The organism is Sphingomonas kaistensis (genome assembly GCF_011927725.1).
Classification (GTDB): Bacteria; Pseudomonadota; Alphaproteobacteria; order Sphingomonadales; family Sphingomonadaceae; genus Sphingomicrobium; species Sphingomicrobium kaistense.
On record NZ_JAATJC010000001.1, the window covers coordinates 990,105 to 1,016,883 of the forward strand.

The 26,779-nt window shown below is 68.6% G+C and carries 27 protein-coding genes and 1 tRNA gene; 16 read left to right on the top strand and 12 right to left on the bottom strand.

What is annotated here, in order from left to right; translation table 11 throughout:
• The first annotated feature begins 11 nt into the window (after positions 1-11).
• On the top strand, positions 12-707 hold the full coding sequence (phoU, locus tag GGQ97_RS04900) for a phosphate signaling complex protein PhoU (RefSeq protein WP_168067899.1): 696 nt from the start codon (positions 12-14) through the stop codon (positions 705-707).
• Complete coding sequence (phoB, locus tag GGQ97_RS04905; RefSeq protein ID WP_168067900.1) at positions 707-1,399, top strand: phosphate regulon transcriptional regulator PhoB; 693 nt, start codon at positions 707-709, stop codon at positions 1,397-1,399. Before phoU ends, phoB begins: the two co-directional genes overlap by 1 nt.
• A 3-nt stretch (positions 1,400-1,402) precedes the next feature.
• Here phoB and GGQ97_RS04910 read toward each other — a convergent pair whose 3' ends face one another.
• Positions 1,403-1,780, bottom strand: coding sequence for a hypothetical protein (locus tag GGQ97_RS04910; protein WP_168067901.1), 378 nt, complete (start codon positions 1,778-1,780; stop codon positions 1,403-1,405).
• A gap of 26 nt (positions 1,781-1,806) precedes the next feature.
• On the opposite strand from GGQ97_RS04910, the gene ku reads away from it, so the two are divergent.
• From ku to GGQ97_RS04925, 3 genes are all read left to right on the top strand, one after another.
• Positions 1,807-2,706, top strand: a complete 900-nt coding sequence (gene ku, locus GGQ97_RS04915) for a non-homologous end joining protein Ku (protein ID WP_168067902.1) — start codon at positions 1,807-1,809, stop codon at positions 2,704-2,706.
• A 6-nt stretch (positions 2,707-2,712) separates the two neighbouring features.
• Positions 2,713-5,220 carry a DNA ligase D gene (gene ligD, locus GGQ97_RS04920; RefSeq protein ID WP_342448454.1) on the top strand — a complete coding sequence of 836 codons (2,508 nt, stop codon included), beginning with the start codon at positions 2,713-2,715 and terminating at the stop codon, positions 5,218-5,220.
• 129 nt (positions 5,221-5,349) lie between these two features.
• Entirely contained in the window at positions 5,350-5,589 is a 240-nt protein-coding gene (locus tag GGQ97_RS04925) for a hypothetical protein (RefSeq protein ID WP_168067903.1), read from the top strand.
• A gap of 64 nt (positions 5,590-5,653) precedes the next feature.
• Here GGQ97_RS04925 and GGQ97_RS04930 read toward each other — a convergent pair whose 3' ends face one another.
• Complete coding sequence (locus tag GGQ97_RS04930) at positions 5,654-5,965, bottom strand: reverse transcriptase-like protein (RefSeq protein ID WP_245197891.1); 312 nt, start codon at positions 5,963-5,965, stop codon at positions 5,654-5,656.
• A gap of 201 nt (positions 5,966-6,166) precedes the next feature.
• On the opposite strand from GGQ97_RS04930, the gene GGQ97_RS04935 reads away from it, so the two are divergent.
• Together GGQ97_RS04935 and GGQ97_RS04940 are read left to right on the top strand one after the other, a co-directional pair.
• Entirely contained in the window at positions 6,167-6,688 is a 522-nt protein-coding gene (locus GGQ97_RS04935) for a hypothetical protein (RefSeq protein ID WP_168067905.1), read from the top strand.
• Position 6,689: 1 nt separating this feature from the next.
• The gene (locus GGQ97_RS04940; protein WP_168067906.1) at positions 6,690-8,021 is read left to right on the top strand and encodes a DNA-packaging protein; all 1,332 of its coding nucleotides are present in this window, start codon (positions 6,690-6,692) and stop codon (positions 8,019-8,021) included.
• On the opposite strand, the gene GGQ97_RS04945 is transcribed toward GGQ97_RS04940, so the two are convergent.
• From GGQ97_RS04945 to GGQ97_RS04955, 3 genes are all read right to left on the bottom strand, one after another.
• A complete protein-coding gene (locus GGQ97_RS04945) occupies positions 8,018-9,388 on the bottom strand; it encodes a glutamate--cysteine ligase (protein WP_168067907.1) in 1,371 nt (456 codons plus the stop codon). The genes GGQ97_RS04940 and GGQ97_RS04945 overlap by 4 nt on opposite strands.
• A 9-nt stretch (positions 9,389-9,397) precedes the next feature.
• Positions 9,398-10,129 carry a 16S rRNA (uracil(1498)-N(3))-methyltransferase gene (locus GGQ97_RS04950; protein ID WP_168067908.1) on the bottom strand — a complete coding sequence of 244 codons (732 nt, stop codon included), beginning with the start codon at positions 10,127-10,129 and terminating at the stop codon, positions 9,398-9,400.
• 77 nt (positions 10,130-10,206) lie between these two features.
• Positions 10,207-11,763 carry an MFS transporter gene (locus GGQ97_RS04955; RefSeq protein WP_342448455.1) on the bottom strand — a complete coding sequence of 519 codons (1,557 nt, stop codon included), beginning with the start codon at positions 11,761-11,763 and terminating at the stop codon, positions 10,207-10,209.
• Positions 11,764-11,965: 202 nt separating this feature from the next.
• On the opposite strand from GGQ97_RS04955, the gene GGQ97_RS04960 reads away from it, so the two are divergent.
• Together GGQ97_RS04960 and GGQ97_RS04965 are read left to right on the top strand one after the other, a co-directional pair.
• Entirely contained in the window at positions 11,966-12,934 is a 969-nt protein-coding gene (locus tag GGQ97_RS04960; RefSeq protein ID WP_168067909.1) for a transferrin-binding protein-like solute binding protein, read from the top strand.
• Positions 12,935-12,936: 2 nt separating this feature from the next.
• Complete coding sequence (locus GGQ97_RS04965; protein WP_168067910.1) at positions 12,937-14,268, top strand: porin family protein; 1,332 nt, start codon at positions 12,937-12,939, stop codon at positions 14,266-14,268.
• Positions 14,269-14,329: 61 nt separating this feature from the next.
• On the opposite strand, the gene GGQ97_RS04970 is transcribed toward GGQ97_RS04965, so the two are convergent.
• On the bottom strand, positions 14,330-15,103 hold the full coding sequence (locus GGQ97_RS04970) for a PEPxxWA-CTERM sorting domain-containing protein (protein ID WP_168067911.1): 774 nt from the start codon (positions 15,101-15,103) through the stop codon (positions 14,330-14,332).
• Positions 15,104-15,237: 134 nt separating this feature from the next.
• Between GGQ97_RS04970 and GGQ97_RS04975 the strand changes: the two genes are divergently transcribed.
• Positions 15,238-16,785 (top strand): winged helix-turn-helix domain-containing protein, encoded by a 1,548-nt coding sequence (locus GGQ97_RS04975; RefSeq protein WP_168067912.1) that lies wholly within the window; start codon positions 15,238-15,240, stop codon positions 16,783-16,785.
• Here GGQ97_RS04975 and GGQ97_RS04980 read toward each other — a convergent pair.
• Positions 16,779-18,851 carry a TonB-dependent receptor gene (locus tag GGQ97_RS04980; RefSeq protein ID WP_168067913.1) on the bottom strand — a complete coding sequence of 691 codons (2,073 nt, stop codon included), beginning with the start codon at positions 18,849-18,851 and terminating at the stop codon, positions 16,779-16,781. The genes GGQ97_RS04975 and GGQ97_RS04980 overlap by 7 nt on opposite strands.
• Before the next feature lie 147 nt (positions 18,852-18,998).
• Here GGQ97_RS04980 and GGQ97_RS04985 point away from each other — a divergent pair.
• From GGQ97_RS04985 to GGQ97_RS14625, 3 genes are all read left to right on the top strand, one after another.
• Positions 18,999-19,072 (top strand) — tRNA-Gly (locus tag GGQ97_RS04985).
• 85 nt (positions 19,073-19,157) lie between these two features.
• Positions 19,158-19,952: an alpha/beta fold hydrolase gene (locus tag GGQ97_RS04990; protein WP_168067914.1), complete on the top strand. Its 795-nt coding sequence runs from the start codon at positions 19,158-19,160 to the stop codon at positions 19,950-19,952.
• Positions 19,953-19,956: 4 nt separating this feature from the next.
• Positions 19,957-21,048: an ATP-binding protein gene (locus GGQ97_RS14625; RefSeq protein ID WP_209022790.1), complete on the top strand. Its 1,092-nt coding sequence runs from the start codon at positions 19,957-19,959 to the stop codon at positions 21,046-21,048.
• Between the two features lie 3 nt (positions 21,049-21,051).
• Here GGQ97_RS14625 and GGQ97_RS05000 read toward each other — a convergent pair whose 3' ends face one another.
• From GGQ97_RS05000 to rlmB, 4 genes are read right to left on the bottom strand one after another with little or no spacing between them, the layout of a single operon-like run.
• Positions 21,052-22,515, bottom strand: a complete 1,464-nt coding sequence (locus GGQ97_RS05000) for an FGGY family carbohydrate kinase (RefSeq protein WP_168067915.1) — start codon at positions 22,513-22,515, stop codon at positions 21,052-21,054.
• Positions 22,512-23,069 (bottom strand): NADPH-dependent FMN reductase, encoded by a 558-nt coding sequence (locus GGQ97_RS05005; protein WP_168067916.1) that lies wholly within the window; start codon positions 23,067-23,069, stop codon positions 22,512-22,514. The genes GGQ97_RS05000 and GGQ97_RS05005 overlap by 4 nt, the downstream gene beginning before the upstream one ends.
• A gap of 8 nt (positions 23,070-23,077) precedes the next feature.
• Positions 23,078-23,695, bottom strand: coding sequence for a DNA-3-methyladenine glycosylase family protein (locus GGQ97_RS05010; protein ID WP_168067917.1), 618 nt, complete (start codon positions 23,693-23,695; stop codon positions 23,078-23,080).
• Positions 23,695-24,441 (bottom strand): 23S rRNA (guanosine(2251)-2'-O)-methyltransferase RlmB, encoded by a 747-nt coding sequence (rlmB, locus tag GGQ97_RS05015; protein ID WP_168067918.1) that lies wholly within the window; start codon positions 24,439-24,441, stop codon positions 23,695-23,697. The genes GGQ97_RS05010 and rlmB overlap by 1 nt, the downstream gene beginning before the upstream one ends.
• 56 nt (positions 24,442-24,497) lie before the next feature.
• Between rlmB and GGQ97_RS05020 the strand changes: the two genes are divergently transcribed.
• The 3 genes from GGQ97_RS05020 to GGQ97_RS05030 all read left to right on the top strand — a co-directional run bounded on the left by GGQ97_RS05020 (position 24,498) and on the right by GGQ97_RS05030 (position 26,118).
• Positions 24,498-25,169 carry a glutathione S-transferase family protein gene (locus GGQ97_RS05020; RefSeq protein WP_168067919.1) on the top strand — a complete coding sequence of 224 codons (672 nt, stop codon included), beginning with the start codon at positions 24,498-24,500 and terminating at the stop codon, positions 25,167-25,169.
• 6 nt (positions 25,170-25,175) lie between these two features.
• Positions 25,176-25,616, top strand: a complete 441-nt coding sequence (locus GGQ97_RS05025) for a hypothetical protein (protein WP_168067920.1) — start codon at positions 25,176-25,178, stop codon at positions 25,614-25,616.
• A 115-nt stretch (positions 25,617-25,731) separates the two neighbouring features.
• The gene (locus GGQ97_RS05030) at positions 25,732-26,118 is read left to right on the top strand and encodes a PilZ domain-containing protein (protein WP_168067921.1); all 387 of its coding nucleotides are present in this window, start codon (positions 25,732-25,734) and stop codon (positions 26,116-26,118) included.
• A gap of 16 nt (positions 26,119-26,134) precedes the next feature.
• Here GGQ97_RS05030 and GGQ97_RS14630 read toward each other — a convergent pair whose 3' ends face one another.
• Positions 26,135-26,719, bottom strand: coding sequence for a PilZ domain-containing protein (locus GGQ97_RS14630; protein ID WP_168067922.1), 585 nt, complete (start codon positions 26,717-26,719; stop codon positions 26,135-26,137).
• Positions 26,720-26,779: the final 60 nt, after the last annotated feature.

Here is a 26,779-nt window from a genome sequence, read left to right on the forward strand (position 1 = left end):
GGACGGACAACGTGGCTAGCCAAGGACATACGCTCAAGGCGTTCGACGAGGATCTGGACCGGCTGCGCGCGCTCATCACCGAGATGGGCGGTCGCGCCGAACATGCGATCATCGAGGCGATGCGCTGCCTTTCCGAGCGCGACGGCGACGCCGCGCTGAAGGTGATCGAGGACGACAAGAGGATCGACGCGCTGGAGGCCGAGACCGAGCGCCGGGTGATCCAGCTGATCGCGCTTCGCGCGCCGATGGCGGGCGACCTGCGCGACGTGGTCGCGGCGCTCAAGATTTCGGGCGTGGTCGAGCGGATCGGCGATTATGCCAAGAACATCGCCAAGCGCGTGCCCCTGCTGGAGGATGCCGGCAAGATCGAGCCGCTGTCGCTGCTGCCGGAAATGGCGCGGATCGCGGTGCAGATGGTGCATGACGTGTTGAACGCCTTCGTCCAGCGCGATGCCGAGGCGGCGATCCGGGTGTGCGAGCGCGACAGGGCGGTGGACGATTTCTACGACAGCGTCTTCCGCACGCTCCTCACGCACATGATGGAGAACCCGCACAAGATCGGGCAGTCGGCGCACCTTTTGTTCGTCGCCAAGAACCTCGAGCGGGTCGGCGACCATGCGACCAACATCGCCGAAATGGTCTATTACGCCGCGACCGGGCAGCAGATGGCCGACCGGGTCAAGGGTGCCGAGGGGCTGTCGGTCTGATGGCCAACCGGGGACGGCTGCTGCTGGTCGAGGACGACCGTTCGCTTGCGGAACTCCTCACCTTTCACTTCGAGCGGGAGGGCTATGCCGTCACCCGCACCGGCGATGGCGAAGAAGCCTTGCTGCTGGCCGAGGAGATCCGGCCCGACCTGATGATCCTCGACTGGATGATCGAGGGGATCAGCGGGATCGAGGTGTGCCGGCGGCTGCGGCGGCGGCCGAGCACCGCCAACCTGCCGATCCTGATGCTGACCGCGCGCGGCGAGGAGGACGACCGGGTGCGGGGCCTGGAAACCGGCGCCGACGATTACATCACCAAGCCGTTCAGCCCCAAGGAACTGGTCGCGCGCGCCGCCGCCGTGCTTCGGCGGGTACGGCCGGCGCTGGCCGCCGAGACGCTGGACTATGCCGGGCTGGAGATGGACCTCACCGCCCACCGCGTGAAGCGCGACGGCAAGACGCTGTCGCTGGGGCCGACCGAATATCGCCTGCTGCGGCACTTCCTGGAGAATGCCGGGCGGGTCTTCTCGCGCCAGCAATTGCTGGAAACCGTGTGGCCGCACAGCGAGGAGATCGAGCTGCGCACGGTCGATGTCCACATCCGCCGGCTTCGGCTTGCACTGGGCGAACCGGACCTGATCCGGACGGTGCGCAGCGCGGGCTATGCGCTGGACGCGGAAGGCACCGCCTGAACCTCAGGCCGCGACCAGCGCGACCAGGCTGGCGGTGACGCTGAGCAGGACGATGATGATGATCAGCGCGGTTTTCGTGCCGCGCGCCTTCGACTCCGCCACCGCCGCTTCGTCCAGCCAGTAGCGTCCTGCGCCGGCCGAGCGCACGTGCCCGCGCTTGACCATCGCGGCGAGCAGCTTGTCGGTGCCCTTGGCGGAAAGGTCGAGCGGAATGGCGGTGCGCGCGCTGGTCGCACGGGCTTTCTTCAGCGGACCGGTGATGTGGGCGTCGCTCAGCGCCTGCTGCTGCGCGGCGACGGCGATCAGGGCGGCGTTGATTGCGGGATTGGCCATCGCGCCATGGTAACGGAACCGCGCGCCTCCCCCAAGCGATTCAGGCACGAAACGATCTTCAGGAGATTGATGCCATGGCCGCTCGTCCCAGCTGGCGCGGACAGATACGCCTCGCGCTCGTCTCGATCCCGGTCGAGATATATCCGGCGTCCAAGTCGGGTGCGAGCATCTCCTTTCACCAGATCCACGAGCCGAGCGGCAAGCGGATCAAATATGAAAAGGTCGCGCCGGGTGTCGGACCGGTCAGCGCCGACGACATCGTGAAAGGGTTCGAGATCTCAAAGGGCGAATATGTCCTGCTGGAGCCCGAGGAGATCGAGAGCGTCAAGCTGGAGAGCCGCAAGACGCTGGAGCTGGCGCAGTTCGTCGACGCCGACGAGATCGACGCGCTCTACTACGAAAAGCCCTATTTCGTGGTCCCGGCTGACGACCTGGCGGAGGAGGCCTTCATCGTGCTGCGCGAGGCGCTTCGCCGGGCGCGCAAGGTGGGGATCGGGCAGCTGGCGATGCGCGGGCAGGAATATGTCGTCGCGATCAAGCCGTGCGGGCGCGGCATCCTGATGGAAACGCTGCGCTATGCCGACGAGCTCAACAAGGCATCGAGCTACTTTCGCGATATCGAGGACAGCGAGCCGGATGCCGACCTGCTGGAGCTGGCGACAACGCTGATCGACAAGAAGACCGGCAAGTTCGACGCCGGCGAATTCCACAACCGCTATGTCGATGCGCTGAAGGGGCTGATCGAGGAGAAGCGCAAGAAGAAGGGCGGCGGGCTGGTCATCCAGGATGCCGGCGACAAGGAGCCGCCCAAGAAGAGCAATGTGGTCGACCTGATGGCGGCGCTGAAGAAGAGCCTTGGCGAGAGCAACGACAATGCTGCGGCGCCGGCCAAAGCGAAGAAGCCGGTGGCAAAGAAGGCAACCGCACCGCGCAAGCCGGCGACGCCGCGCAAGGCCGCCGGGAGCAAGAGGTAGGCCGCCGTGGCGCGCGCGCCTGCCCGCAAAGGCCTCGATATCGAGACTTACAACGCCAAGCGTGACTTCAAGAAAACCAGCGAGCCCAAAGGGCGCAAGCTGAAGGGCAAGGGCGACAGCTTCGTCGTCCAGAAGCATGACGCGTCGCGGCTGCACTGGGACTTTCGGCTGGAGCTGGACGGGGTGCTGAAGAGCTGGGCGGTGCCCAAGGGCCCGAGCCTGGATCCGGCGGTGAACCGGCTGGCGATGCGGACCGAGGATCATCCGCTCGACTATGGGACGTTTGAGGGAATCATCCCGGCCGGCGAATATGGCGGCGGGACGGTGATGCTGTGGGACCGCGGGCGATGGATTCCGCATCCCGACAAGGACCCGCGCAAGACCATCGAGGAAGGGCATCTGCACTTCACGCTCGAGGGTGAGCGGATGCGCGGGGAGTGGGTGATGTTCCGGATGAAGGGCAAGCCGGGCGAAAAGGGCGAGGCCTGGATGCTCAAGAAAGTGAGCGACGAGGCCGCCGCACCGGATGCCGGCGAGGCGCTGGTCGAGGGGTGCCTGACCAGCGTGGAGAGCGGGCGGAGCATGGCCGAGATCGCTGGGGGCGAGAACGTGTGGGAAAGCAACAAGGGCGGCAGGAAGGGTGGCCGGACCAAGCGCAAGGTCGTGCCCCCGCCGGCCTTCCTGGAGCCGCAACTGGCGACGCTGGCCGATCATCCGCCAACCGGAAGCGGGTGGATCCACGAGTATAAATATGACGGCTACCGCCTGCTGCTGAGCACCGGCGAGGGGACCGCGGTGGCGTGGACCCGCAACGGCAAGGACTGGTCGGACTATTTCCCTGAACTGGCCGAGGCCGCGGCGGCGAGCCTTCCGGCCGGGTGCCTGATCGACGGCGAAGCAGTGGCGCTGGACGAGCAGGGCAAACCCAGTTTCGGGCTGCTGCAATCGACGGTGAAGGGCGGCAAGGGGCAGAAGCGGCCCGACCTTGCCTTCTACGCCTTCGACCTGCTGGTCGACCGCGGCGAGGACCTTCGCAAGCTGAGCAACCTGGAGCGCAAGGAGCGGCTGGCGGCGCTGATGAAGGGCGTGCCGGGGCCGCTCGTCTTTGGCGACCATGTGATCGGCAAGGGCGAGCAATTGTTCGAGAAGATCTGCGCCGACGGAGGCGAGGGGATCATCTCGAAGAAGGCAGATGCGCCCTATCGCGGGGTTCGCACGAAATGCTGGCTGAAGGTGAAGTGCATCGCCCGGCAGGAGTTCGTGATCGTCGGCTGGCAGGCGAGCGACAAAAGGCGGGGGTTTCGCTCGCTGCACCTTGGCGTGAACCAGGACGGTGCGCTTCGCTATGTCGGCAAGGTGGGAACGGGGTTCGACACCGCGACCCTGGAGAGCCTGTCCGAGCGGATGGCAAAGCTGAAGGTGGACAAGCCGGCGCTTGAGGTGCCGCGGACGGCATTGCGCGGATCGACCTGGATCAAGCCCGAACTGGTGGCGGAGATCGCCTACACCGAGTTCACGAGCGACGGCATCCTGCGCCACCCGAGCTTCCTTGGCCTGCGCGAGGACAAGGGGGCGAAACAGGTGGTGCTGGAAACGCCGGTCGAGGCGCCGAAGAAGAAAATGCGCGGGGCCGAGCTGCGCACCGCCGCCGATTACAAGCTGCGGCTGACCAGCCCGGACAAGGTGATCTTTCCCGAGGATGGCCTGACCAAGGGCGAGCTTGCGAATTATTATGCGGCGGTCGCCGACCTGCTGCTGATCGACCTGAAGCAGCGGCCGATGACGCTGATCCGCTGTCCGTCGGGGCGCGCCAAGAAATGCTTTTTCCAGAAGCACGACACCGGGTCGATGGGAGATCATGTGCTGCACGTGCCGGTGAAGGAAGGCGACGGCGGCACCGAGGATTATCTCTACGTCGAGGAGGCGAGCGGTGCACTGGAAGCGGTGCAGATGAACACGATCGAGTTCCACGGTTGGGGAAGCCGGATCGATCCGCTGGAGAAGCCCGACCGGCTGGTGTTCGACCTCGATCCCGACGAGGGGCTTGGGTTCGACCGGGTGAAAACGGCGGCGGTGCGGCTGCGCGAGCTGCTGGCCGACCTTGGGCTGGAGACATTCCCGTTGCTGTCGGGCGGCAAGGGCATCCACGTCATCGCCCCGCTGGACCAGAAGGCCGAGTGGCCGGCGGTGAAGAGCTTTGCCGAACGGTTCAGCCGGGCAATCGCCGAGGCTGAACCGGAAACGTTCACCGCGAACATCCGGAAGAACCAGCGCAAGGGGCGCATCTTCCTGGACTGGCTGCGCAACCAGCGCGGCAGCACCGCGGTGATGCCCTATTCGGCGCGGGCCCGCGAAGGAGCGCCGGTGGCGGCGCCGGTGTCGTGGGAGGAACTGGACGGGATCGACAGCGCGAACCGCTTCACCATTCGCGACGCCGAACTGCTGCTGGAACGGGCGGCTAGCAAGGGGCTGAAGGGATGGGGACAGGCCAAGCAGACGCTGCCGGATCTGTGATGCGTCCATGGAGATGGAGATGATCGAGGGGTGCTGCTTCCTGCCAAAGTGGCGGCCTGCGGCGAGGCGGTCTTTCACGGCGATGAGCGGAGGATGGAACCTTCACGCCCCGCGAAGCGATATGCCGGTGTGCAGACACTTCGCAGCATCCTCGGCGCGCTCGCCATCGTTTCCGTCATCTTCGGCGTCCCCGTCGCCGCCACCTTGCTGGCGGGCCAATTCGGATTGTCGTTCCGACTGGTCGGTTGGCTTACCCTGCTGTCGATGATCGTGCTGACGTTCCAGGCGCGATCGATCATCGGTCGCCTGCTGGTCGGAGAGCGCAAGTTTTCCCCGGCGCTGGTTCGCCGCCGCAACCGCCTGAGGTAAGGCCGAACAACCGCCTCGCCCGTGCGAGGTGCGGGCGATCCCCAATCATCACTGGAATTGCGATCTACCGCCGGCGTGCTTCGAGCGCGATCCCGGCGAGATTCTGCGCGCGCGGTATCCAGCGGATGCGGCGGGGCGATGCGATGGCAGCGACTTCGTGAAAACCGGCGAGCCGATCGCGAGCGGCTGCGGAGCGGCAAGGAGCGGCTCCGGTCGCCTGAGCGATGATGTTGCGGCTGTCGCCGAGCAGGTCGAAGGACGGCACGCCGAGTTTATGGGCCACTTCGAGCGCCTTGAGGAGGGCGCTCCATTCGGCGTCGCCGTTCGAGCCTGTTCCCAGATCGTCGAAGAAGTAGGCAATGCCGCGCGCGACCAACGCGACTTCGATTCGGCCGGGATTGGGACGGGCGCCACCATCGAAAAAGACTTTCAGGGGCGACAGGGGGCGGGTGGTTGCCGGAACGGGCATGGCACGAGTGTAGGCGCGCTCGCCAGTTGGGGCGAGGCCGCTTCCGACTTTGACAAAACTAACCTTATCGGTTAAGAGCTAGGGATCAAATTTACATGGGTCGGGTTCATGGGTATCGTCGGGGGCAGCAGGTGCGAAGTCCAGCAGCGCGGGGAGCGGAAGAACGAATTCGGGCTTGAGCGGCAGCAGGACTTCCTGTCGCTGTTCGCCCAGACCTGCAACATCCGAAGCTCGGCCCGCAAGGTCGGGGTGGCGGAGTCGACCATCTTCAAGCGGCGGCGCGACGACGCCGAATTTCGCGTTGCCTTCGCCGCCGCGCAGGACCACGCCACCGCCTTGCTGAAGTCCGAACTGGTTCGCCGCGGGCTGGAGCTGTTGCGCGCGGCGACGCCGAAGCAGGCGGACGGGGCGGCGCTGGCGGGAATGGATGCCAAGTTGCTGCTGTCGCTGGTCGCCCAGCACGAGTGCAACGTCGGGCGCGAGCTTGGCGACCAGAAGCCCAAGCGGTCGGACGCCAACGAGGCGGCGGCGCGGCTGCAGGCGCTGCTGGTGCGGATGCGGCTGGAGCGCAAGCGCGAGGAGGAGCAGCGGCGGCTCGAGCGACTGGAGCGGCTCGAGCGGAAGCGCTGAGATGAGCGAACTGGCATGCCCGCGTGCGGTGCTGCGGGAGGTCGCCAACGCGCCCAAGTGGCTGCGCGACAAATTGCCGATCGAGCAATTGTCCAAGGCCGACCAGCGCGGGCTGGCCTGGGCCTGGGCCTCGTTCGAGCGCCACGCGCAGGCCCCACCGCGGGGCGATTGGGCGGTGTGGCTGCTGCAGGCCGGACGCGGGTTCGGCAAGACCCGGGTCGGGGCGGAATGGGTGCTTGCGCAGGCCCGCGCCCACCCCGGCTGCCGGATCGCGCTGGTCGGGGCGACGATCGACGAGGCGCGGCGGGTGATGGTCGACGGGGAGAGCGGCATCATGGCCTGCGCGCCGCCCGACGAGGAACCGCGCTGGATCGCCAGCCGCAACGAGCTGCGGTTCAAGTCGGGCGCCGTGGCGACCTTGTACAGCGGCGCCAATGGCGATGGCCTGCGCGGGCCGCAGCATCAGTTCGCCTGGGCCGACGAACTGGGAAAGTGGAGCGATGCGGCGGAGGCCTGGAGCAACCTCCAGCTCGGGCTGCGTCTTGGCGACCAGCCGCGATCGGTGGTGACCACCACGCCGGGCAATGACGCGCTGCTGGTGGAGATCGCCGAACAAGCGGGGACGGTGGTGACGCGGGGGCGGACCGCCGACAATCTCGACCTGCCGGAGGGGTGGCGGGTGCGGATGGAGGCGCTGTACCGGGGGACGCGGCTGGGCCTGCGCGAGCTGGACGGGGAGCTGACCGGCGAGGCCGATCACGCGCTGTGGACCCGCGACATGGTCGAGCGGACGCGGGTTCGGGGTGACGATTGGGGCCAGCCGGTGCGGGTGGTGGTGGGGGTCGATCCGCCCGCCACGAGCAGCGGCGACGCCTGCGGGATCGTGGTCTGCGGCAAGGTCGCCGACGGGCGCCTGCTGGTGCTTGCCGACCTCAGCTGCCGGGGGCTGTCACCGGCGGGCTGGGCCGGTCGGGTCGCCGATGCCGCGGCGGTTTGGGGGGCCGACAGGGTGGTTGCGGAAGCCAATAACGGCGGCGACATGGTGCTCCAGGTGCTGGCCCAGGCCGATTTCCACCTGCCGGTGCGCAAGGTCCATGCAGCGGTCGGCAAGGCGGCGCGGGCGGAGCCGATGGCGATGCTGTTTGAGAACGGCAAGGCGGGACTTGCGGGACGCTTCGCCGAGCTGGAGAACGAGCTCTGCCACCTGACCACCGGCGGCTACGAGGGACCCGGATCGCCCGACCGCGCCGACGCCATGGTGTGGGCGCTGCACGAGTTGAGCGGCGGCGATCGCCGGGCCCGACCCGGGGTGCGCAGCTTCGCCAGCGGCTAGAAACTCAGTTCGTCATAGACCTTCGACACATCGCCGTTCCACTCGCCATTGTACCAGGCGAGCAGGCGGTCGGCCGGCGTGATCCCGGTGGCGATCACGTCGCGCAGGGGGTCGAGGAAGCCGCCTTCGTTGGTGCCGCCCCCGTCGAGGCAGGCGCGGGCGGAAAGTCCGGCGGCCGCGATGTCGAGGACCCGGGCGCCAAGGTCGCGCACCGTGCCGCCGCCGGGGACGGGCGCTTCGAGCGCCTGGGCCGGGACGGCGGCGCGAAGGGCCTCGCGCTCCTCGATGGTCCAGCCTTTGACGAGGTCCCAGGCGGCGTCGAGCGCGGTCTGGTCGTAGAGCAGGCCGACCCACAAGGCGGGAAGCGCACAGATTCGGCCCCAGCGCCCGCCATCGGCGCCGCGCATTTCAAGGAAGCTCTTGAGGCGGACTTCGGGGAAGGCGGTGGACAGGTGGTCGGTCCAGTCGGCGATGGTGGGCTTTTCGCCGGGAAGCTGGGGCAGCTTGCCGTCGAGGAAGGCGCGGAAGCTTTCGCCGGCGCAGTCGATGTAGCGCCCGTCGCGCATCACGAAATACATCGGCACGTCGAGCGCGTAGTCGCAGTAGCTTTCGTAGCCGAAGCCGTCCTCGAACACCTGCGGCAGCATACCGGTGCGGTGGGGGTCGGTGTCGGTCCAGATGTGGCTGCGGAAGGACTTGAAGCCGTTTGGCTTGCCTTCGGTCAGCGGGGAGTTGGCGAACAGCGCGGTGGCAAGCGGTTGGAGAGCCAGGCCGACGCGGAACTTCTTCACCATATCGGCTTCGGAGCTGTAGTCGAGATTGACCTGGATGGTACAGGTCCGGAGCATCATGTCGAGCCCGAGCGACCCCACGCGCGGCATGTGCCGGAGCATGATGGCATAGCGGCCCTTGGGCATGATCGGCAATTCGGCGCGGGTCTTGTCGGGCCACATTCCGAGGCCGAGGAAGCCGAGCCCGAGGCGGTCGCCGATCGCTTTCACCTGCTCGAGGTGGCGGCCGGCTTCGGCGCAGGTGTCGTGAAGGGTGGCGAGCGGTGCGCCGGACAGTTCGAGCTGGCCGGCGGGTTCGAGGCTGATGGTGCCGTCGGCGCCTGCCAGCGCGATGACCTTTCCGTCCTCGAGGATCGGGGTCCAGCCGAACTCGGTCAGGCCAATCAGCAGGTCGCGGATCCCGCCGGGCTCGTCCCACGAGGGGGCGCGGTGGTCGGCGAGGCGATAGACGAACTTCTCGTGCTCGGTGCCGATGCGCCAGTCGGCCTTGGGCTTCTCGCCGCCGCTGAACACCGACAAGAGGTCGGCGCGGCCCTCGATCAGGGGGCTGTCGCTAAGGTCGGTGCGCGTGGTCATGGGTCGCCGTTAGCGCCAATCCCCGGCCGCCGCCATATACAGGCTTAGGGCCGCCAGCGCGGCGGTTTCGGCGCGCAGGGTGCGCGGGCCGAGGCCGATCCCGGAGGCGCCGGCGGCAAGGATGCGGTCGCGCTCTTCGGGGGTGAAGCCGCCTTCGGGGCCGATCAGGATTGTGGCCGGGCCGGGCTGCGCGGCGGACGCGAGCGGAACTCCGCCGGTTTCGTCGGCGAACAGGATGGCGCCGGGAGGCGCGGTCAGCAGGGCATCGAGCTTGAGCGGGGCGAGCAGTTCGGGAAGGCGGGTGCGGCCGCATTGCTCGGCGGCTTCGATCGCGATGGCGAGCAGGCGCTCGGGATTGAGGCGCTCTACCACGGTGCGGTGGGTGATCACCGGCTGGAGGCGGGCGACGCCGAGCTCGGTCGCTTTTTCGACCAGCCATTCGAGCGGCGCGCGCTTGACCGGGGCGAAGGCGAGGGTGAGGTCGGGCAGCGTTTCGGGCGGGCGGGTCTGCCGCTGGACCCGAAGCACCAGCTTCTTCTTGTGCGCGGCCTCGATGACCGCCTGCCATTCGCCGCTCTGCCCGTCGAACAGCAGCAGTTCGGCGCCTTCGCCGAGGCGCAGGACGTTGGCGAGATAATGGGCGGGCTTGTCCTGGAGCAGCACGGCAAGGTCGGGGCCGAGCGGCTGGTCGATGAACAGGCGGGGCAGGCTGCGCGGGGGCCAAGCGGGGGTGGCGGGCATGGGTCGAGCTTTCGGGGGTCAGAAATGCTTCATCGCATCGGTGGCGGGTCCCAGCAAGCCGGAGGCGTGATGCGGCGCTAGGCCGGCAGCTGGTCGAGATCGTGGAGGCGGCGCCCGCGGGTTTCGCGGCCGGCCCAGGCGATCATTCCGGCCGACAGCAGGGTCGGGACCAGCAACGCTCCGGCGGCGCCGATCAGGGTCGGGATGAAACCGCCGAGCGCGGCCAGCTGCACCGCGACCCCGCCGAACTTGCTGCTTCCCGCGACCAGGCCGGTGGCGCGCCCGCGGACCCGGGTCGGGTAATTTTCGGCGGTGTAGGGCAGGAGGGCGGCGATGGTGCCGTTGGTGCCGACGATCAGGGTCGCGATCACCGCCACCAGCAGCGGCTCCCAGCTCAGCACCGGGGCCGGAAGCAGCGCGCCGACCAGGCCCAGGGTGGTCAGGATGATGGTGGCGACCACCGTCCACTTGCTGCTGACCCTTGTGTAGGTGAAGGCGGCGATGGCGATGGTCGGAAGCGCGATCAGCGAGGATTTGGCGAGGAGGCCACTGGCGATCGCCGCGCTGTAGCCGCGGGCCTGGAGGTCGGAGGGAAGCCACAGGAGCAGGCCGAAGTTGACGAAGCTCCAGCACAGCGCAGCGACGACCAGGGCGGTGGTCAGCGCGGCATTGCCGAGGGCGGGCTTGTGCGGGGTGTCGGCGGGGGCGTGGGCGACGGGCCTCAGCCCGAAGCGCCGTTCCATCTGCTGCAGCTCGGCGGTGCGCTTCTGCTGGAGCAGGAAGCCCGGCGTTTCCGGAATGAAGCGGGCGAGCGCGAGGAGCAGGAGGCCGGTCGGAAAGCCCTGCAGCCAGAGCGAGCGCCAGCCGAACACCGGTTCCAGCGCGTGGGCCGCGCCGCTGGCCGCCAGATAGCCGCCGACGAGGCCGGTGCCGCCGACCAGCACCAGCACCCAGCTGCGATGGCGCGGGGGCATGATCTCGGTCAGCAGGGTGTAGACCACCGGAAGCATGCCGCCGGCCGAGCAACCCATCAGGAAGCACATCAGCAGGTTCCACTCGAAGCTCGGCATCGCGCCGCAGATGGCGGTGGAGGCGAACAGGATGGTGGACAGCAGGATCGAGACGCGGCGGCCGTAGACGTCGGCCAGCCAGCCCCACACGAACGATCCGACGGTGGTCCCGGTCAGCGCGACGAAGGGCAGCAGCGCGCCCTGCGACGCGCTGATGCCATATTCCTGGCGGAGGCCGGGGAGGACAAAGCCCAGCGTCGCCGGCTTCATGACGTCGATCACCAGGCCCAGGGTCAGGACGAGCAGGGTGATGAGGTGCCAGCGATTGAGCGGCATGTCGTCGGGGGCTTCGAAGCTTTGCGTCGCTGCGTCGCCGCGCCGGACGCGGTGCCTTGGCAGCGCCCCCCAGCAGGCCAGCGGAACGCCGACGAGGATTAGCGCCATGCCGACCAGCATCTCCGGGTCCATCGGCATTCCCGAAAGGTGGTTACTCATGCGGTGGGCCATCACCAGCATCGGCAGGTGCAGCAGGACGCCAAGGCTGATCGCTGCGCAGCCGGCCCAGAACCAGGGCGCGCGTTCGCCGATCAGCATGGTCCTGGAAGAGGTCGTGGCGGTGGTCACGTGGGTGGAAAGCCTTGGTTGGGACGGGAGGAGAGGAGTGCGGCGGAAGAGCGGGTGCCCGCGCGCTTATGGTACAGGTGAACGGCTTTTCCAAAGGGCCGGATGGGCGGCTTATCCGAACATCATCGGCAATCCATCGGCAGTCCGTCATGGTCCCCGCCAGGTCCCGGGGAGACAAGGGTTTCCTTGAGGAGCCTGTCGCATGACCAAGCATCGGATCGGACTGCCAACCGCCTCCCTCCTGGCGCTCGCGCTGGCTGCGTGCGGGGGTGATTCCACCCCTCTTGCGTCGATCCCGGCGCCGCCGATCGCCTCGCCCCCGCCGACCAGTCCGCCGCCGCCGCCGGCGCCTGTTCCGCCGCCCATCCCGGCCGGCCCGATCGGCTTGCAGAGCGACCAGCCCTTCGCGTCCGTCAGCGTGCTGAGCGATGCCGGCACGATCCTGCAGCTTCCCGAACCGGACGCCGTGCAGATCCGTTATTCGGCCAATGACGGCCTGTACACCGTCAGGCTGGGGTCGATGAGCGCCGAGGGCAAGCTGGCGCCGTTTGCCGCAAATGGGTCGTTCAACAGCCAGGGCTGGATCAGCGTGTCGAGCACCGCCAGCCAGCTGCTGATTGGAAACGGTCCGGACAGGCAGGGGGTGGTCGTCACTCTCGCCTGGCCCGCAAGCTCCCGCTTCACCTACACCAGTTTCGGGTCGTGGGACGGGGGTTGCCCGATGGGGTGCAACCTCGGGGCCTTCGCCTACGGCATTCCGACCATCGCATCGCAGGTGCCGGTGAGCGGCAGTGCCGATTTCGACGGCGAAGTCCGCGGCTATACCGATCGGTCGGGCGGCGTGCTGGATGTCGGCGGCGACGTCAGGCTCAGCTTCGACTTCGGTGCCGGAACGCTTTCCGGCGTCATGCGGCCAGTGGCCTATTTCGACTGGGATGGGACCTCGCTTGGTGATTACGTGTTCCGTGACACCGTTTACGCCAGGGGCAGCACGAAGTTTTCGGGCGCTTTCACCGTTCCCGGAAGCACCGCGCCATCCTCGTTCCAAGGCAGCTTCACCGGACCCAATGCCGCCGAGCTGATGGCACAATGGCAGGCGCCTTATGTCCGGCCGGGAACCACGCAGAGCGGCCAGATGGTGGGTGTCTGGATCGCGAAGCGGCGCAACTGATCATGCTTGCCGCCGGTGCAGCCCTGCTGCTGATGTCGGTGCCCGCCGATCCGGCCCCGGGATCGGTGGCCGCTACGCCGCCGGCCAGCGGAGAGCGGAGCGTCAGGCTGACGCCGCTCGCCCTGCTGGACTGGGCGGCGAGCAACGAAGGATCGCATCCCGATCTGGCCGAGCGCGCGTACCAGGCGCTGGCCGGCGATTCCGACGTCAGGATCCGCTCCGAGGCGCGCTATCGCCTGGCGGGCATCAGCGCCCGGCGCGGCCGCTTGACCGAGGCCGCCGTGCTGCTGCGTCACGTGCTCGACGAGCAGCCGGACGCCCAGCGGGTCCGGCTGGAGCTTGCCAGCCTGCAGGAGCGACTGGGCGACGAGGAAGGCGCGCGCCGGACCCTGCGCGCCGCAAGCGCGGGACAGCTCCCGAAGGCGGTCGCAAGGCTGGTCAGCCGCTGGTCGGAGGCGCTGCGGTCGAGGCGGCCGGCCGGCTTCTCGGTCGAGCTGGCGATCGCCCCGGACAGCAACATCAACCGGGCGACCCGGTCGGACACGCTCAGCACCGTGGTGGGCGATTTCACGATCGCGCCCGACAGCCAGGCGAGGTCGGGTCTTGGAGTCGCCGCGGGGGCGTCGACCTTTCGCCGGTTCAGCCTTGGCGGAGATCTGGCGGTGGTCGGGCGGCTGACCGGCGCCGGGCGCTTTTATCGGGACAGGCGCTTCACCCAGCTCGATGTCGAGGCGTCGCTCGGGCTCGAGGCCGCGCTGGGCAAGTCGCGCCTGCTGCTGGAAGGCGGGGCCGGGCAGGGCTGGGTCGGGGGCGACATATTCGCCCGGCAGGTGCGCGCCACCGCAGCCCTTCGCCGTCCGCTCGGCCCGCGCATGGTCGTCGGAACAAGGCTGACCGGTTTGGCGATCGACAACCGCTTCAACGCGCTTGCGGATGGCCGCGCCCTGCTTGGCGAGCTGTCGGTCGAGCGGGCGCTCTCCAGCCGGTCGGGGTTGCTCGTCACGCTGGCCGGCGAGCGCTTCCACGCCCGCGATGCCGCTTATCGCACGACGCGGTGGGAAGCGGGCGTGACCGGGTGGCAGGATCTCGGGCGGTTCACCCTGTTCGGCGGGGTGGCGCTCGGGCGGCTGCGCGGTGACGAGCCGCTGGCCCTGTTTACCGAGGCGAGGAAAGACCGTCTTGTCCGCGTCAGCATCGGGGGCAGCACGCGCGAGATCCGGATGCTGGGGCTGGTGCCGTTCCTCCGCATCGTCCGTGAGAGCAACGCGAGCAACACGGCCTTTTACCATTATGCCCGGACGCGCAGCGAAATTGGTTTCAGCAGGGCCTATTAGACCCGGGCGAGCCGGTTGCGGCCGGCTCGCCCGGGTCGTTGCTGGTCCGCTTCGCCGGCACTCAGCCGAGCTGCGCCACCGGCACCGCGCGGGCGCGCCGCAGGCCGAGGCCAACGCTGAGGAAGCCGAGCAGCATCATCGCCCAGGTCGTTGGCTCCGGCACGCCGGTCGCGACATCGAAGCGGATGCTGGCAATGCCGAATCCGGTGATGTCGTTGTTCCACATCGAAATGCCGGCGATGTCGGCGATCCCATCGGCTCGGGCGAAGCCGAAGTTGCTGACCCCGAGCGGCAGGTTGGCGAGCGTGGTCGAGCCGATCACCGACCCGTCGGCCCGGAAGAAGCTCAGGAACGCGCTTCCGCCATTGCCGCCCGCCAGGCGGAAGGCGAATTGCGATTGCAGCGTCGGGAAGAGGATCGACACCGCTCCTTCGCCCAGCGCATCGTTGGCGGGAAAGCCGAGCGTGCCGATACCGCCGAGGACCGCGCCTGCGGGACTGTTGAACACTGCCAGATTGTAGCCGGCGCTGCCTGCCATCAGGTCGAGCGCGCCGGCCGGGCTGCCGCTCAACTGATCGAAATTGCCGAGCGCGCTGACGGTCTGTCCGGCGAACCGCTCGCCAAAGGCCACGCCGTCGATGACCAGCAATCCATCGTAATTGGTGCCGGGGGCGGCTCCGCCCGGCACGCCGGTGAAGTTCACCGACTGGGTCGCGGTCAGGGTGCCGGGATCGACCTGGTTGATCTGCGCCGCGGCCGGCGCCGACCACAGGGCAAGGCTCGCTGCGGCTGCACCGGCCATCCACTTGCGCGACTTTTGTTGCTGCTTCACCATCGTTCGGTTCCTCCGAGATGCTTGCGCCAGGCCGAAATTAGCGGCCCGCCTCGAAGCATGGGGGAGGTCACGGCCAAACGGGATGATGGAAGACCGAAGAACAGCCGATGATTAGGTGACGGAGGACGCCGGCCATGGACATGCTGCCCAGCAAGCTGATCACCACTGCGGACCTCGCCGACGTGCCGGCGTTCATGCTGGGGACCGCGAAGGTAGTGCCCGCGACGAGAACGGTGACCGGCCCCGGTGGGAGTGTCCAGGTCGAGCCCCGGGTCATGCAGGTGCTGGTGGTGCTGGCGCGGGCCGAGGGGGCGGTGGTCACCCGCGAGGAATTGTTCGGGCGCTGCTGGGGCGGCGTCTATGTCGGCGACGACAGCCTCAACCGGGCGGTCGGCGGTGTGCGCAAGCTTGGGGCCGGCGTGGGCGCCGGCAGTTTCTGCGTCGAGACGGTGCCGCGAACGGGCTACCGGCTGGAGGGCGCGGTGGTGTGGTCGGGGTTCGACTCCGACGATGACGAGGTAGAGGCCGCAACGCCGGGCCTGTCCCGCCGCTGGCTGATCGGCGGCGCGGTTGCCGCGGCGGGACTCGCTGCGGCCGGCGTGTGGCGCGGCGAGGCACCGGATCCGGCGGCCCCGCTTATCGAGCAAGCCGGAGTCGCGCTTCGTTCGGGAAGCGCCGAGGGCCAGCGTCGGGCGCTGTCATTGCTCGAACAGGCCGCTGCCCGTTACCCCGACAGCGCCGCGGCATGGGGGGCGCTTGCCCTCGCCCGGGCCCGGATCGACGAACATGCGATCACCAGGATCACGCAACCCGCCGCCAAGGTCGACGAGGCGGCGACGCGCGCGCTCCGGCTCGATCCCGGCAATGCCGACGCGCAGGCCGCACGCGCCATCGTCATTCCTTATTACGGCGACTGGCTGGCGGCCGAGCAACGGTTCGACGGGGTCGTTGCGGCCCATCCGAGGCATTTGCCGACGCATGATTCGCGCGGCTTCCTGCTTGGCGCGGTCGGCCGAATGAAGCAGTCGGCCCGCGACCGATTCAGGACCATGCCGATGGACGTGGTCGATGCCGACTACAATTTCCGGTCGGTCTATTGTCATTGGTTCCTCGGCCAGATCGCACAGGCCGACCAGGCGGCGGCCCGGGGCCTTGCGCTGTGGCCGGGCCATGCCGGCAACTGGTTCGCGAAATTGTGGGTGCTGGCCGGGACCGGCCGGTTCGACCGGGCGCTCGACCAGATCGCCGACGAACGGCAGCGGCCCAAGCTGCCGCCCCCGACCGTCGCCACGCTGGGCGCCGCGATGCGCGCGGCGATGACGAAGGACGAGGCGGATACCGCGGCCGCCACGCGCCAGGTGATGGCGGGCGTGAGCCGCAGCGTCGCGGGGGTGATCAACGCCGTCATGCTGCTCAATCTGCTGCGCGCCAACGACGCGCTGTTCGCGCTGGCGGAGGCCTATTACCTCGAGCGCGGCCCGGTCCGGGCGGCCATGACGACCCCGCCGGGCGAGCCGCTCATTCCCGATCAAAGGCGGCGCAAGACCAACATGATGTTCACCCCGCTTGCGGCCCCGATGCAGGACGATGACCGCTTCCTGCCGCTGATGCAGGCGATCGGCCTGGCGGATTACTGGCGGCGGCGCGGGATCAGGCCCGACTTCCTCGCCAGGCGTCAGTAGCGGGCCTCCACGCCGACGCCTATCTCGCGCGGGTCGACCGCGGTGCCGAAGGTCGGGCTGAAGAGATAGTTGAGCGCGAAACGGTCGAACAGGTTGCGGACGTAGCCGAAGACGGTGAGCCGGCGGAGGCTGTAGGCCGCCCGGACGTCGACCAGGGTCGCGGGGCGGATCCGCCGGTTGGCCGAATTGGCATCGTCGCTGAAATAGCCGTCGTGGTGGCGTAGGTTGCCCGACAGGCGCAGCTCCGGCCACGGCCGCCAGTCGACCGCCGCGGCGGCGCTCCACCTCGGCGCGCGCTGGAAGTCCTTGCCGCGCGATGCGTCGGTGGCGACCAACGTCTCGGTCAATTCCGTCCGGAGGAGGCCGATCCCGCCGCTCACCGACAGCCGCTCTCCCGCGCGCCAGCCGAGTTGTGCCTCGAGCCCATAGGCCTCGGCCCGCGGCGCGTTGCCGAATTCGACCGGGAAGATGATGTTTCCGTCGGCCAGCGTCACCGGCACCGTCAGCTGGCGCTGCGATTGCCGGATCGCATTGTGGAAGAGATTGGCGGACAAGGTCCCGCGTCCCTCGCCGAAGCTGGCGCGGGCGAAGGCTTCGACATTGCGCAGGCGCTCAGCCTCGAAGCGGTCTTCGACCCGGCGGGACAGGCTGAAGGACGTCCCGCCCGGATTATAGGCCTGCTGGACCAGCATGCCGGTGCTGAGCTGGTCATTCCAGGCGTAGGCGATCGAGAGCTTCGGCAGCCAGGCCGAGAAGCGCTCGTCATAATCGAGGCGCAGGCCGGTCGCGCCGGTGCCGACGGCGCCGACGCGCCGCTGGCGGTCCGACTGGCGCCGAATGCCGCCGATCAGCGTCCATTCGGGCCGGGGCTTCCAGGTCGCCTCGCCGAACAGGCCAAGGCTCGACTGGCGGTCGCGAAATTCGCCGATCCCGATGTTGTTGAGTTTGCTGATGTCGATGAACTGGCGCTGGTCGGTGCCGAGGACATGGATCCCGCCGCTAAGGCGAAGCGGTTCGCTCGGCTCCCAGTGCAGCAGCGCTTCGGCCGACCGGTCGCGATTGCCGACGCGGGTCAGCCCAAGCCCGGGCAAGCCGAAGCGGCGGAGCTTGGCATAGCCGGTCGAGAAGGTGAGACTGGTCGCAAGCCCGCTGCCCAGCGGAGCATTCATGCGCAGGGTCAGGCTGTCGACGTTGATCCGGTGGATGCCATTGGTCTGCGCCGGCACCGGATATTGCCGCCGTTCGAACGGGGGCGCGACGGCTTCGAACTGCGGCGACTGGGACTGCTGGTGCGCGTAGGTGGCTTCGAGCCGCAGGCCGGGAACGGCGGTCGGGGTGAACAGCAGCTTGGCCCGGGCCGAACCATAATCGTCGCGGTCGATGTCGGCACCGGCAATGCCGTCGGCCATGTCACTGGCCATCCGGCTGAGCCGCCCGTCACCGGTCACGCGAATGGCGAGCTGGTCCGCGATCAGCGGCGCCGACACCAGCGCGGAGGCGTGCCTGGTCCGGAAGTCGCCGGCGATGAACCGTCCTCTCGCCTGCCAGTCGAAGGTCGGATCGGCGGTTTCGACGAACATCGCACCGGCGATCGAGTTGCGGCCCTGCGAGGTGGTTTGCGGGCTGCGGAAAATCTCGACCCGTTCGACGTCCCACAGCGGCGCCGAGCTGTTCACATATTCATAATAGCTGATCGGCCGCCCATCGACCTGGACGGTCACCCGTGGCCTGGTCCCGCCGAGGAAGGCGAACAGGTTGCGCAGCGCGCCGGTGGAATCCTGGCCGCGAATGGCGGGGCCTTCCTCGCCCGAGCCTTCCTGGACATTGGGGGTGGAGGCGAGGAGCTGGTCGATCCGGTCGGCGCCGCTGGCCTCGATCTCGTCCTGGCCGATGACGCGCACGCTGGAAGCCGTATCGCGCAGGCGGCGGGGAACGCGCTCACCGGTGACGACGATGTCCTGCGCCGCCGGAGGTGTCGCGGGCGGCGACAGCGGGACGACCGCTTGCGCGGAACAAGCCAGCAGTTGGACGATCACCTGAATGTCCCCGCTCGTTTGCGCCATCATCTCGAATCCACCCGGCGGAGGCAAGAGCGCGGCGGGCTGCGCTGTTGAGCGTCGCGCCCTGAAATCGCATCTGTCCGCAGGGTGTCTGTTGACCAGTGTGCCAGTGTCGTGGCAATCGCCCGCTGATCGGCGGTGCTCCGCCGTTCCGCGGGTGTAGCTCAATGGTAGAGCAGAAGCCTTCCAAGCTTACGACGAGGGTTCGATTCCCTTCACCCGCTCCACACACCGTTGGAAATCAGCCGTAGTTTCGCGTTTTCGGGGGCCTTTGCCATAGCGCCTCGCCCCGTCACCCGCTAACAACCTCCGATGTCGGTCCTGACCCGCCATCATGCCCGGATCGCGGGATCGGGATCGAGCACGATCATGTTCGCGCACGGCTTCGGCTGCGACCAGAACATGTGGCGCTTCGTGGCGCCGGCGTTCGAGGGCGATTACCGTGTCCTCACCTTTGACCACATCGGGGCCGGCGGCTCGGACCTGACGGCCTATGGGGAGAGGCACGGCGCGCTTGCCGGCTATGCCGAGGATGTGGTCGAGGTCGCCCGTGCCGCCGGCATCAGCGGCGGGATCTTCGTCGGCCATTCGGTCAGTGCGATGATCGGTGTCATCGCCGCACGGCTGGATCCGACCTTGTTCGACCGGCTGGTGCTGGTCAGTCCCTCGCCGCGCTACATCGACGATGGCGACTATGTCGGCGGCTTCGCGCGGGCCGAGATCGACGAGCTGCTGGCGTCGATGGACAACAACCACCTCGGCTGGTCGCAGGCGATGGCCCCGACCATCATGGCCAATCCCGATCGCCCCGAACTTGCCGAGGAACTGAGCGAGAGCTTCTGTCGCACCGATCCGGAGATCGCCGCCCGCTTCGCCCGCACGACCTTCCTGTCCGACAATCGCGGCGACCTTCCCGGGGTCACGGCGCGAACCCTTATCCTCCAGTGCCGCGAAGACATGATCGCACCGCCGGCGGTGGGAGAATATGTGCATCGCGCGATCCCCGGGAGCGAGCTGGTGATCCTGGACGCCACGGGGCACTGTCCCAACCTCAGCGCGCCGACCGCCACCGTGGAAGCCATCAAGGCTTTCCTGCAGGCGACGTGAGGCGGTGAACGACGTCGAGGACTTCTTCGAGCACGCCCCCTGCGGGCTTGTCATCGCCGACAAGGACGGGCGCATCGTCCGGATGAACCACACCCTGGCGCGCTGGCTGGGCGTCGCGGCAGACGCGTCGAACGAACAGCCCTTCTCCCGGCTGCTGACGGTCGGCGGACGAATCTATTACGAGACCCATCTGGTTCCCTCGCTGCGCATGGACGGCAAGATCGAGGCGATCGCCCTCGACCTGGTCGGAAAGGAGGGGCGGCCCCTGCCGATGCTGATCAACGCGTCGGAACAGCGTGATCGGGACGATGCGCCGACCGCACTGCGCTTTGCCCTGTTCGACGCTTCGGAACGGCGCCTGTACGAGCAGAACCTGCTCCAGTCGCGAGCGGCGGCGCGGGCCGAGATCGAGGAGGAACGTTCGATCGCCGAGCTTCGCGAACAGTTCATCGCGGTGCTTGGCCACGATCTGCGCAACCCCATCGCCTCGATCAGCAGCGGCATCGGCCTCCTCGGCAAGGAGCAGGTGTCGCCGCGAGGCCTCAAGGTTCTCGAGCTGATGGCCGGAAGCGTGACCCGGGCCAAGAATCTGATCGAGAATGTCATGGACTTCGCCCGGGCCGGGCTGGGCGGCGGGATCGGGGTCGAGGCCGAGAGCAATGCCGACGTCGCCCGGACCATCGAGCAGGTGGTCGCGGAACTCCGCTCGATCGCGCCGGATCGCGAGATCCAGTCGGTCGTGGAAATCGACGTGCCCGTACGGGCGGACCCGGACCGGCTTGGCCAGCTGGTGTCGAACCTGCTTGGCAATGCGCTGACCCATGGCGATCCCGCGCAGCCGGTCGTCCTTCACGCCGCGACCAGCGACGGCATGTTCACGCTGGCGGTCTCGAATGGTGGCATCGCGATCGAGCCGGCGACCATCGCGGGACTGTTCAAGCCGTTCTTCCGGGGGTCGGTGCGGCCGAGCCAGCAGGGGCTTGGCCTTGGGCTCCACATCACGTCCGAAATCGCCAAGGCGCATGGCGGCCGGGTGGACGTAACCTCGGACGAACGGCTGACCACCTTCACCTTCACCATGCCGCTTGCCGCCTGAGGGTCAGGCCTGGTCGACCAGAGCTTTCCAGGCACTAAGCCGGCGATCGCGCTGCGGGCCGAGGTCACGGGGCTGGAAGCTGCGGGTAGTTGGGGTCATTGCCTTGGCCGCGGCAGGCAAATCGGGGTGATGCCCCGCGCCGACCGCGGCCATGATGGCGGCGCCGCGGGCGGTGGTTTCGACATCGGCGGGACGATGGACGGGGAGCCGGACCATGTCGGCGAGATCCTGGGCGAGCCAGTCGTTGGCGCTCATCCCGCCGTCGAGGCGGAGCTGGGTCCACGCTGCACCGGCGGCGGAAAAGGCCGAGGCGAGGTCGACCATCTGGTGGCTGACGCTTTCCAGCGCGGCGCGGGCGAGGTGGGCGCGGGTGGCGGCAAAGGTCAGGCCGGTGATGGCAGCCGTGGCGTCGGGCTTCCAGTAGGGCGCGCCGAGGCCGGACAGGGCCGGGAGCAGGACCACCCCGCCATTGTCCGGGACCGAGGCGGCGAGATCGGCGGTCTCGGCGGCCGAGGCGACCAGGCCGAGCCCGTCGCGTAGCCATTTGACCAGGCTGCCGGCGACGAACACCGATCCTTCCAGCGCGTAATGGCGGGGTCCGCCAGCGACCTCGTGCAGCACCGTCCCGAGCAGGCCGGGGACGGGCGAGGGGCGGCTTGCGCCGAGGTTGGTGAGGACGAACGCGCCGGTGCCGAGGGTGAGCTTGGTCTCGCCGGGGGACAGGCAGCCTTGGCCGACGGTGGCGGACTGCTGGTCGCCGATCGAGGCGGTGACGGGGATCGCCCTGCCGAAAAGGTCGGGATGCAGGGTAGCGAGCGGGCCCGCCGTGGGGACGATCCGCGGCAGGGCGGCGCGGGGAACCGCGAATAGGTCGCAAAAGTCCTCGGCGAAGGCGGACGCGTCGAGGTCGAGGAGCAGGGTACGGCTGGCGTTGCTGACGTCGGTCAGGTGGTCGCCGGTGAGGTTGAACAACAGCCAGCTGTCGATCGTGCCGAAGGCGAGCGCGTCTCCGGCGCCGCGGACCGCCTCGTCATGCTGAAGCAGCCAGGCCATCTTGGTGGCGGAGAAATAAGGGTCGAGGCGCAGCCCGGTGCGGCGCTCGATCTCGCCTTCGTGGGCCTTCAGCGCGGCGCAGGCGTCGGCGGTGCGGCGATCCTGCCAGACGATGGCGCGGGCGAGCGGGCGGGCGGTGCGGCGGTCCCACGCGACCAACGTCTCGCGCTGGTTGGTAAGGCCGAGCGCGGCGATCCGGGAGGCGCCGCCGGCGGCCGCGATAACCTCCGCAAGGCAGGCGCGGCTCTGCGTCCAGATCTCCGCGGCGTCATGCTCGACCAGGCCTGGGCCGGGATAATGCTGGGTGATCGGGCGGCTGGCCTGCCCGTGAATGCGGCCGGCGGTGTCGTAGAGGAAGGCGCGGGTGGAACTGGTGCCGCTGTCGAGGACGAGGATCAGCGGCTCCCCGCTCACCCCAGGCGCCCCGCGGCATGGGCGACCTGCGACCCGACCAGGCGGAGCTGCGCCGCGCTGTCCTCGTCGATGAAGCGCCCGTCGGAATCGAAGCTTGCCGGGCCGATCTTGAGCGCCGCGCCGAACGGGGTCGGCCAGCCGCGCAGCGCATGGGCGATGGTGCGCAGCGTGGTCATGGAGCTGTTGGCGGCCTGATGGCCGAAAGCGGTGACGATCAGGCCGACCGGGCGCCCCTCGAGATAGGGGCGGGCGTCGGTGGCCAACTCCTCGAGATAGTCGATCGCATTCTTGACCATGCCCGAGACGGTGCCGTGATAGCCGGGCGTCGCGAGCAGGATGCCGTCGGCGGCGCGCACCGCCTCGATCATCTCGCGGCCGGTGTCGGGGGTCCAGTCGGGACCGCGATAGTGGGGCAGGCCGGCGATATAGGCGCCGCCGAACGCCTTCACCTCGGCACCGTTGCAGCGGGCGGCGTCGGCGGCGAGGCCAAGCACACGCTCGGTGCTGCTTTCGGGGCGGGTGGTTCCGCCGATGGCGACGATCAGGCGCGGCATGACGGCTTTCAGATGACCTTGGTATTGTAGCTGTGCCACGCCAGCACCGCGGCCGCACCCCGGTAGGGAGCCCAGCTTTCCGCGCGCTCACGGAGCCACTTTTCGGCCGGCTTGCCCTCGATGCCGAGGACCCGGCCGAGTTCGATCTGCACCGCAAGGTCGCCGGCCGGGAAGACGTCGGGGCGGCCCTCGGCGAACAGCAGGTAGATTTCCGCCGACCAGCGGCCGATGCCCTTGACCTTGGTCAGGAGGGCGATCGCTTCCTCATTGTCGGCCGGCAGGTTGGCGAGGTCGAGCTCGCCCGACAGCGTCAGGGTAGCGAGGCTGCGGAGGTAGCCCGCTTTCTGCCGCGACTGGCCGAGCGCGCGCAATTCCTCGTCGGACGCGGCGGCGAGGCGGTGGAGGTCGGGCGGGTCGCCATAGGCGCCGGTCAATTTGTCCCACATCGAGCGGGCGGCGGCGACGCTGACCTGCTGGCCGACGATGGTGCGGAGCAGGGCGGCGGTGCCGCGTTCCGAGCTGCGCGGCTCGGGCGGGCCGAGCCGGTCGATGACCGGCACGAAAGCGGGTTCGGTCGCGGTGAGGTGGGCGAGCGCCTCGGCCATCGACTCGGGCGTGTGAACCATCAGGCCTGGCTTGCCGCGTAGAGCGCGATGGCGGCGGCGTTGGAGACGTTGAGGCTTTCCACCGCATCGGTGATCGGAAGCCTGGCCAGCGCGTCGCAATGCTCGCGGATGTTCTGGCGCATGCCGGGCCCTTCGGCGCCGAGCACCAACGCGACCTTCTGGGGGCCGAGCGCTTCGCCAAGCGTCATCTTGGCTTCGCCGGCAAGGCCGACGCGCCAGAAGCCGGCTTCCTCCATCTCGTCAAGCGCGCGGGCGAGGTTGACGACGCGGACCCACGGCACCCGCTCCAGCGCGCCCGAGGCGGCCTTGGCCAGCGCGCCGCCTTCGGGGGGCGAGTGGCGGTCCTGGGTGACGATGCCGATCGCGCCGAATGCGGCGGCGGAACGCAGGATGGCGCCGACGTTATGCGGGTCGGTGACTTGGTCGAGGACGAGGATCGTCGCTTTCTCGTCGGCTTCCGACAGGAGGTCGCCGAGCCAGATGTCCTCCAGCGGCTCGACCTCGATCACCACGCCCTGGTGCGGGGCGTCGTTGGGGACGAGGCGGGCGAGGTCGGTGACTTCGGCGCGGGTCAGGATGACCTCGGGCGGGAGGTTCATGAAGGTGGCGGCTTCCTGCGTCGCCCATGCCTTGAGCACCCGGCGATCCGGGTTGTCGAGTGCGGCGGCGACGGCGTGGCGACCCCAGAAACGGGGGCGGTTGGCGGAACCGTGGGAGGAGGTGTGCGACTTCTTTCGGCGGGTCATGGAAATCGCTGTAGCTTCGCCTTGCCCCTCGGTGAACCCGCGTTAAAGCCGGGCTGATGTGGCAGCTCCTGCAATTCCCCCTGTGTCCCTTTTCCCGCAAGGTCCGGCTTGTGATGGCCGAAAAGGGCGTGCCCGCCGAACTGGTGCGCGAGAATCCGTGGGAGCGGCGGGACGAGTTCGTCGACCTCAATCCGGCGGGCGAGACCCCGGTGCTGGTCGAGACGGAGCGCAACATCGTCCTGATCGGAAGCCAGCCGATCGCCGAATATTTCGAAGAGACGGTGGAAAAGACGCCGATGATCCACGGCGACGCGGCACAGCGCGCCGAGATCCGCCGGCTGACCGAATGGTTCGACGAGAAGCTGTTCCGCGAAGTGGTCGAGCCGCTGATGGTGGAGCGGATGCGCAAGCGCCTGGTCAGCAAGGAAAGCCCCGACACGCGGGTGCTTCGCGACGCGATGCGGGTGGGCAACAACCATCTCGACTATCTCGACTATCTGCTCGACCACCGGCGCTGGCTGGCCGGTGCGGCGCTGAGCCTGGCGGACTTCACCGCCGCCGCGCACCTGTCGGTGATCGACTATCTCGGCGCGGTCGACTGGCGCGGGCACAAGCAGACCAAGGACTGGTACAGCGTGATGAAGAGCAGGCCGGCGTTCCGTCCGCTGCTGGGCGAGCGGATGGAAGTGATCGTCCCGCCGCAGCATTACGACAAGGTCGATTTCTGAGGCGCCATGCGACTGACCTTCACCAAAGGCGCCGGCAAATATGACGCGCTGGTGATCGAGCGCGACGGCCGCGCGGCGGAGAGTATCGAGTGCCCGAAGCAGGGCATCATCCCGCACGACATGGTCCATTATGCGGTCGAGAGCGTGGTCGGCCACGGCTTCCTCGGAATGGTCGCGGACGGGGCCCCGGCGGCCTTCACCACCAGCGGCGGGGCGGAGGAGGAAGCGGTCGAGCGGCTGGTCGAATGCTTCCAGGCCGAAATGTGGGGCGGGCCGGTCCCGGCGGCAGAGCTGATCGCGGCCTATGAACATGCCTGCGCGGCGCGCGGCCATTCGGCGATGCCGGTGTCGCAATCCTCGGTCGAGGCGATTCGCGCCCGGCTCGACACGCTGGGACGGGACTGGAGCGCAGTGCCGGTCCACGGCTCGCTCGAGCTGGAGCTCTAGGCGCGAGGCGTGGCGGGGTCCGCAAACCACAACGATCCGCTAACCATCAACTGCAAGCCTCCCTTGAAGCCGCTGCCTTACGGTGGAGCCCGCTCGAGTAATGGAGGGGCAAGGCATGTTCATGGAGAAACTGACCCGCGACTGCCATGGCGTCGAGGAGGCCGCTGGCCTTGGCGATGACGAGGGCAACGGCTTCCGTCCGCGGCGGTTCGAACGGCAGGACGTGCGCTGCCCGGTCCGGGTGCGGATCGGCAACCGGCAATATGCGGCTTATCTCGACAATGCGTCCGACGGCGGGGTCAAGGTCAGCACCGGCAGCCGGATCGTTCCCGCCGGCAAGGTGATCGTGCAGATCCCCGACCTCCCGCCGCTGCGCGGTGAATTGCGCTGGGCCAGCGAGCGCGAGGCCGGCGTCGCCTTTCCGCTGGTCGACGGCTATTCCCCAATCACCGACTGGCTGGCGCGCCGCGCCTCGTCCGACGCGGGACGCGACCAGGACTAGGCCGGCTTGGCTCGGCTTAAGCGGCGAGGCCCCAGCGCAATAGCAGCAGGTCGAACACCGCCTGGTGGATGGGGTGGACGAACTCGACCCCGGCGCGGCGGCTTTCGACCCAGCGGATCCGGGCTTCAACCGGGGCAAGGCCGGGAAGGGCGACCCACACCCACTCGTCCACCCTCGGCAACTCGTCGAACGCCAGGCAGCAGCCGAAGCGCGACAGGTCGCTGACGTCGAGCACGCGGGGGCGCCGGCCGGCGTGCCGGATCACCAGCTCCGCCTTGACCGGAAGGCGATCCCCCTTGCGCGGCTTTTCCGCTTTCTCCGGGGCTTCGGTGGAAAAGGACAGGCCGATGCCCTCGCCATTGTGCCAGCGCACGATCGCGGGAATGGTACCGCGACGAAGCACGTTGAGGTGCACTTTCTCGCCCCGTGCCAGCTTGGCGGTTGAGCGCAGGCGGCAGCCGCCATAGGACAGGTCGTCGATCTGGAAGTCATACGCCTGGTCGCTGCCGGTGCGGACCAGCCAGCCGGACAGGGCGACCGGACGCCGCTCCTCGCGCGGGGGATGATCGACCACTTGATCCGTCTGTTCGGTGCCCGGCACGAGCGACTCCGTAAGATATGCGGTTAATTCGACGGGTCACTAACCCAGATCAGGCTAACG

Excerpts from the sequence above, each read along its gene's own strand:
- GGQ97_RS05025 (WP_168067920.1), top strand. The coding sequence starts at position 25,176 with ATGCGACTGACCTTCACCAAAGGCGCCGGCAAATATGACGCGCTGGTG.
- GGQ97_RS05005 (WP_168067916.1), bottom strand. The coding sequence starts at position 23,069 with ATGCCGCGCCTGATCGTCGCCATCGGCGGAACCACCCGCCCCGAAAGC.
- GGQ97_RS05020 (WP_168067919.1), top strand. The coding sequence starts at position 24,498 with ATGTGGCAGCTCCTGCAATTCCCCCTGTGTCCCTTTTCCCGCAAGGTC.
- rlmB (WP_168067918.1), bottom strand. The coding sequence starts at position 24,441 with ATGACCCGCCGAAAGAAGTCGCACACCTCCTCCCACGGTTCCGCCAAC.
- GGQ97_RS04965 (WP_168067910.1), top strand. The coding sequence starts at position 12,937 with ATGCTTGCCGCCGGTGCAGCCCTGCTGCTGATGTCGGTGCCCGCCGAT.
- GGQ97_RS04980 (WP_168067913.1), bottom strand. The coding sequence starts at position 18,851 with ATGATGGCGCAAACGAGCGGGGACATTCAGGTGATCGTCCAACTGCTG.
- GGQ97_RS04935 (WP_168067905.1), top strand. The coding sequence starts at position 6,167 with ATGGGTATCGTCGGGGGCAGCAGGTGCGAAGTCCAGCAGCGCGGGGAG.
- phoB (WP_168067900.1), top strand. The coding sequence starts at position 707 with ATGGCCAACCGGGGACGGCTGCTGCTGGTCGAGGACGACCGTTCGCTT.
- GGQ97_RS04990 (WP_168067914.1), top strand. The coding sequence starts at position 19,158 with ATGTCGGTCCTGACCCGCCATCATGCCCGGATCGCGGGATCGGGATCG.
- GGQ97_RS04960 (WP_168067909.1), top strand. The coding sequence starts at position 11,966 with ATGACCAAGCATCGGATCGGACTGCCAACCGCCTCCCTCCTGGCGCTC.
- GGQ97_RS05030 (WP_168067921.1), top strand. The coding sequence starts at position 25,732 with ATGTTCATGGAGAAACTGACCCGCGACTGCCATGGCGTCGAGGAGGCC.
- GGQ97_RS05010 (WP_168067917.1), bottom strand. The coding sequence starts at position 23,695 with ATGGTTCACACGCCCGAGTCGATGGCCGAGGCGCTCGCCCACCTCACC.
- ku (WP_168067902.1), top strand. The coding sequence starts at position 1,807 with ATGGCCGCTCGTCCCAGCTGGCGCGGACAGATACGCCTCGCGCTCGTC.
- GGQ97_RS04940 (WP_168067906.1), top strand. The coding sequence starts at position 6,690 with ATGAGCGAACTGGCATGCCCGCGTGCGGTGCTGCGGGAGGTCGCCAAC.
- GGQ97_RS04950 (WP_168067908.1), bottom strand. The coding sequence starts at position 10,129 with ATGCCCGCCACCCCCGCTTGGCCCCCGCGCAGCCTGCCCCGCCTGTTC.
- GGQ97_RS04945 (WP_168067907.1), bottom strand. The coding sequence starts at position 9,388 with ATGACCACGCGCACCGACCTTAGCGACAGCCCCCTGATCGAGGGCCGC.
- GGQ97_RS04970 (WP_168067911.1), bottom strand. The coding sequence starts at position 15,103 with ATGGTGAAGCAGCAACAAAAGTCGCGCAAGTGGATGGCCGGTGCAGCC.
- GGQ97_RS04975 (WP_168067912.1), top strand. The coding sequence starts at position 15,238 with ATGGACATGCTGCCCAGCAAGCTGATCACCACTGCGGACCTCGCCGAC.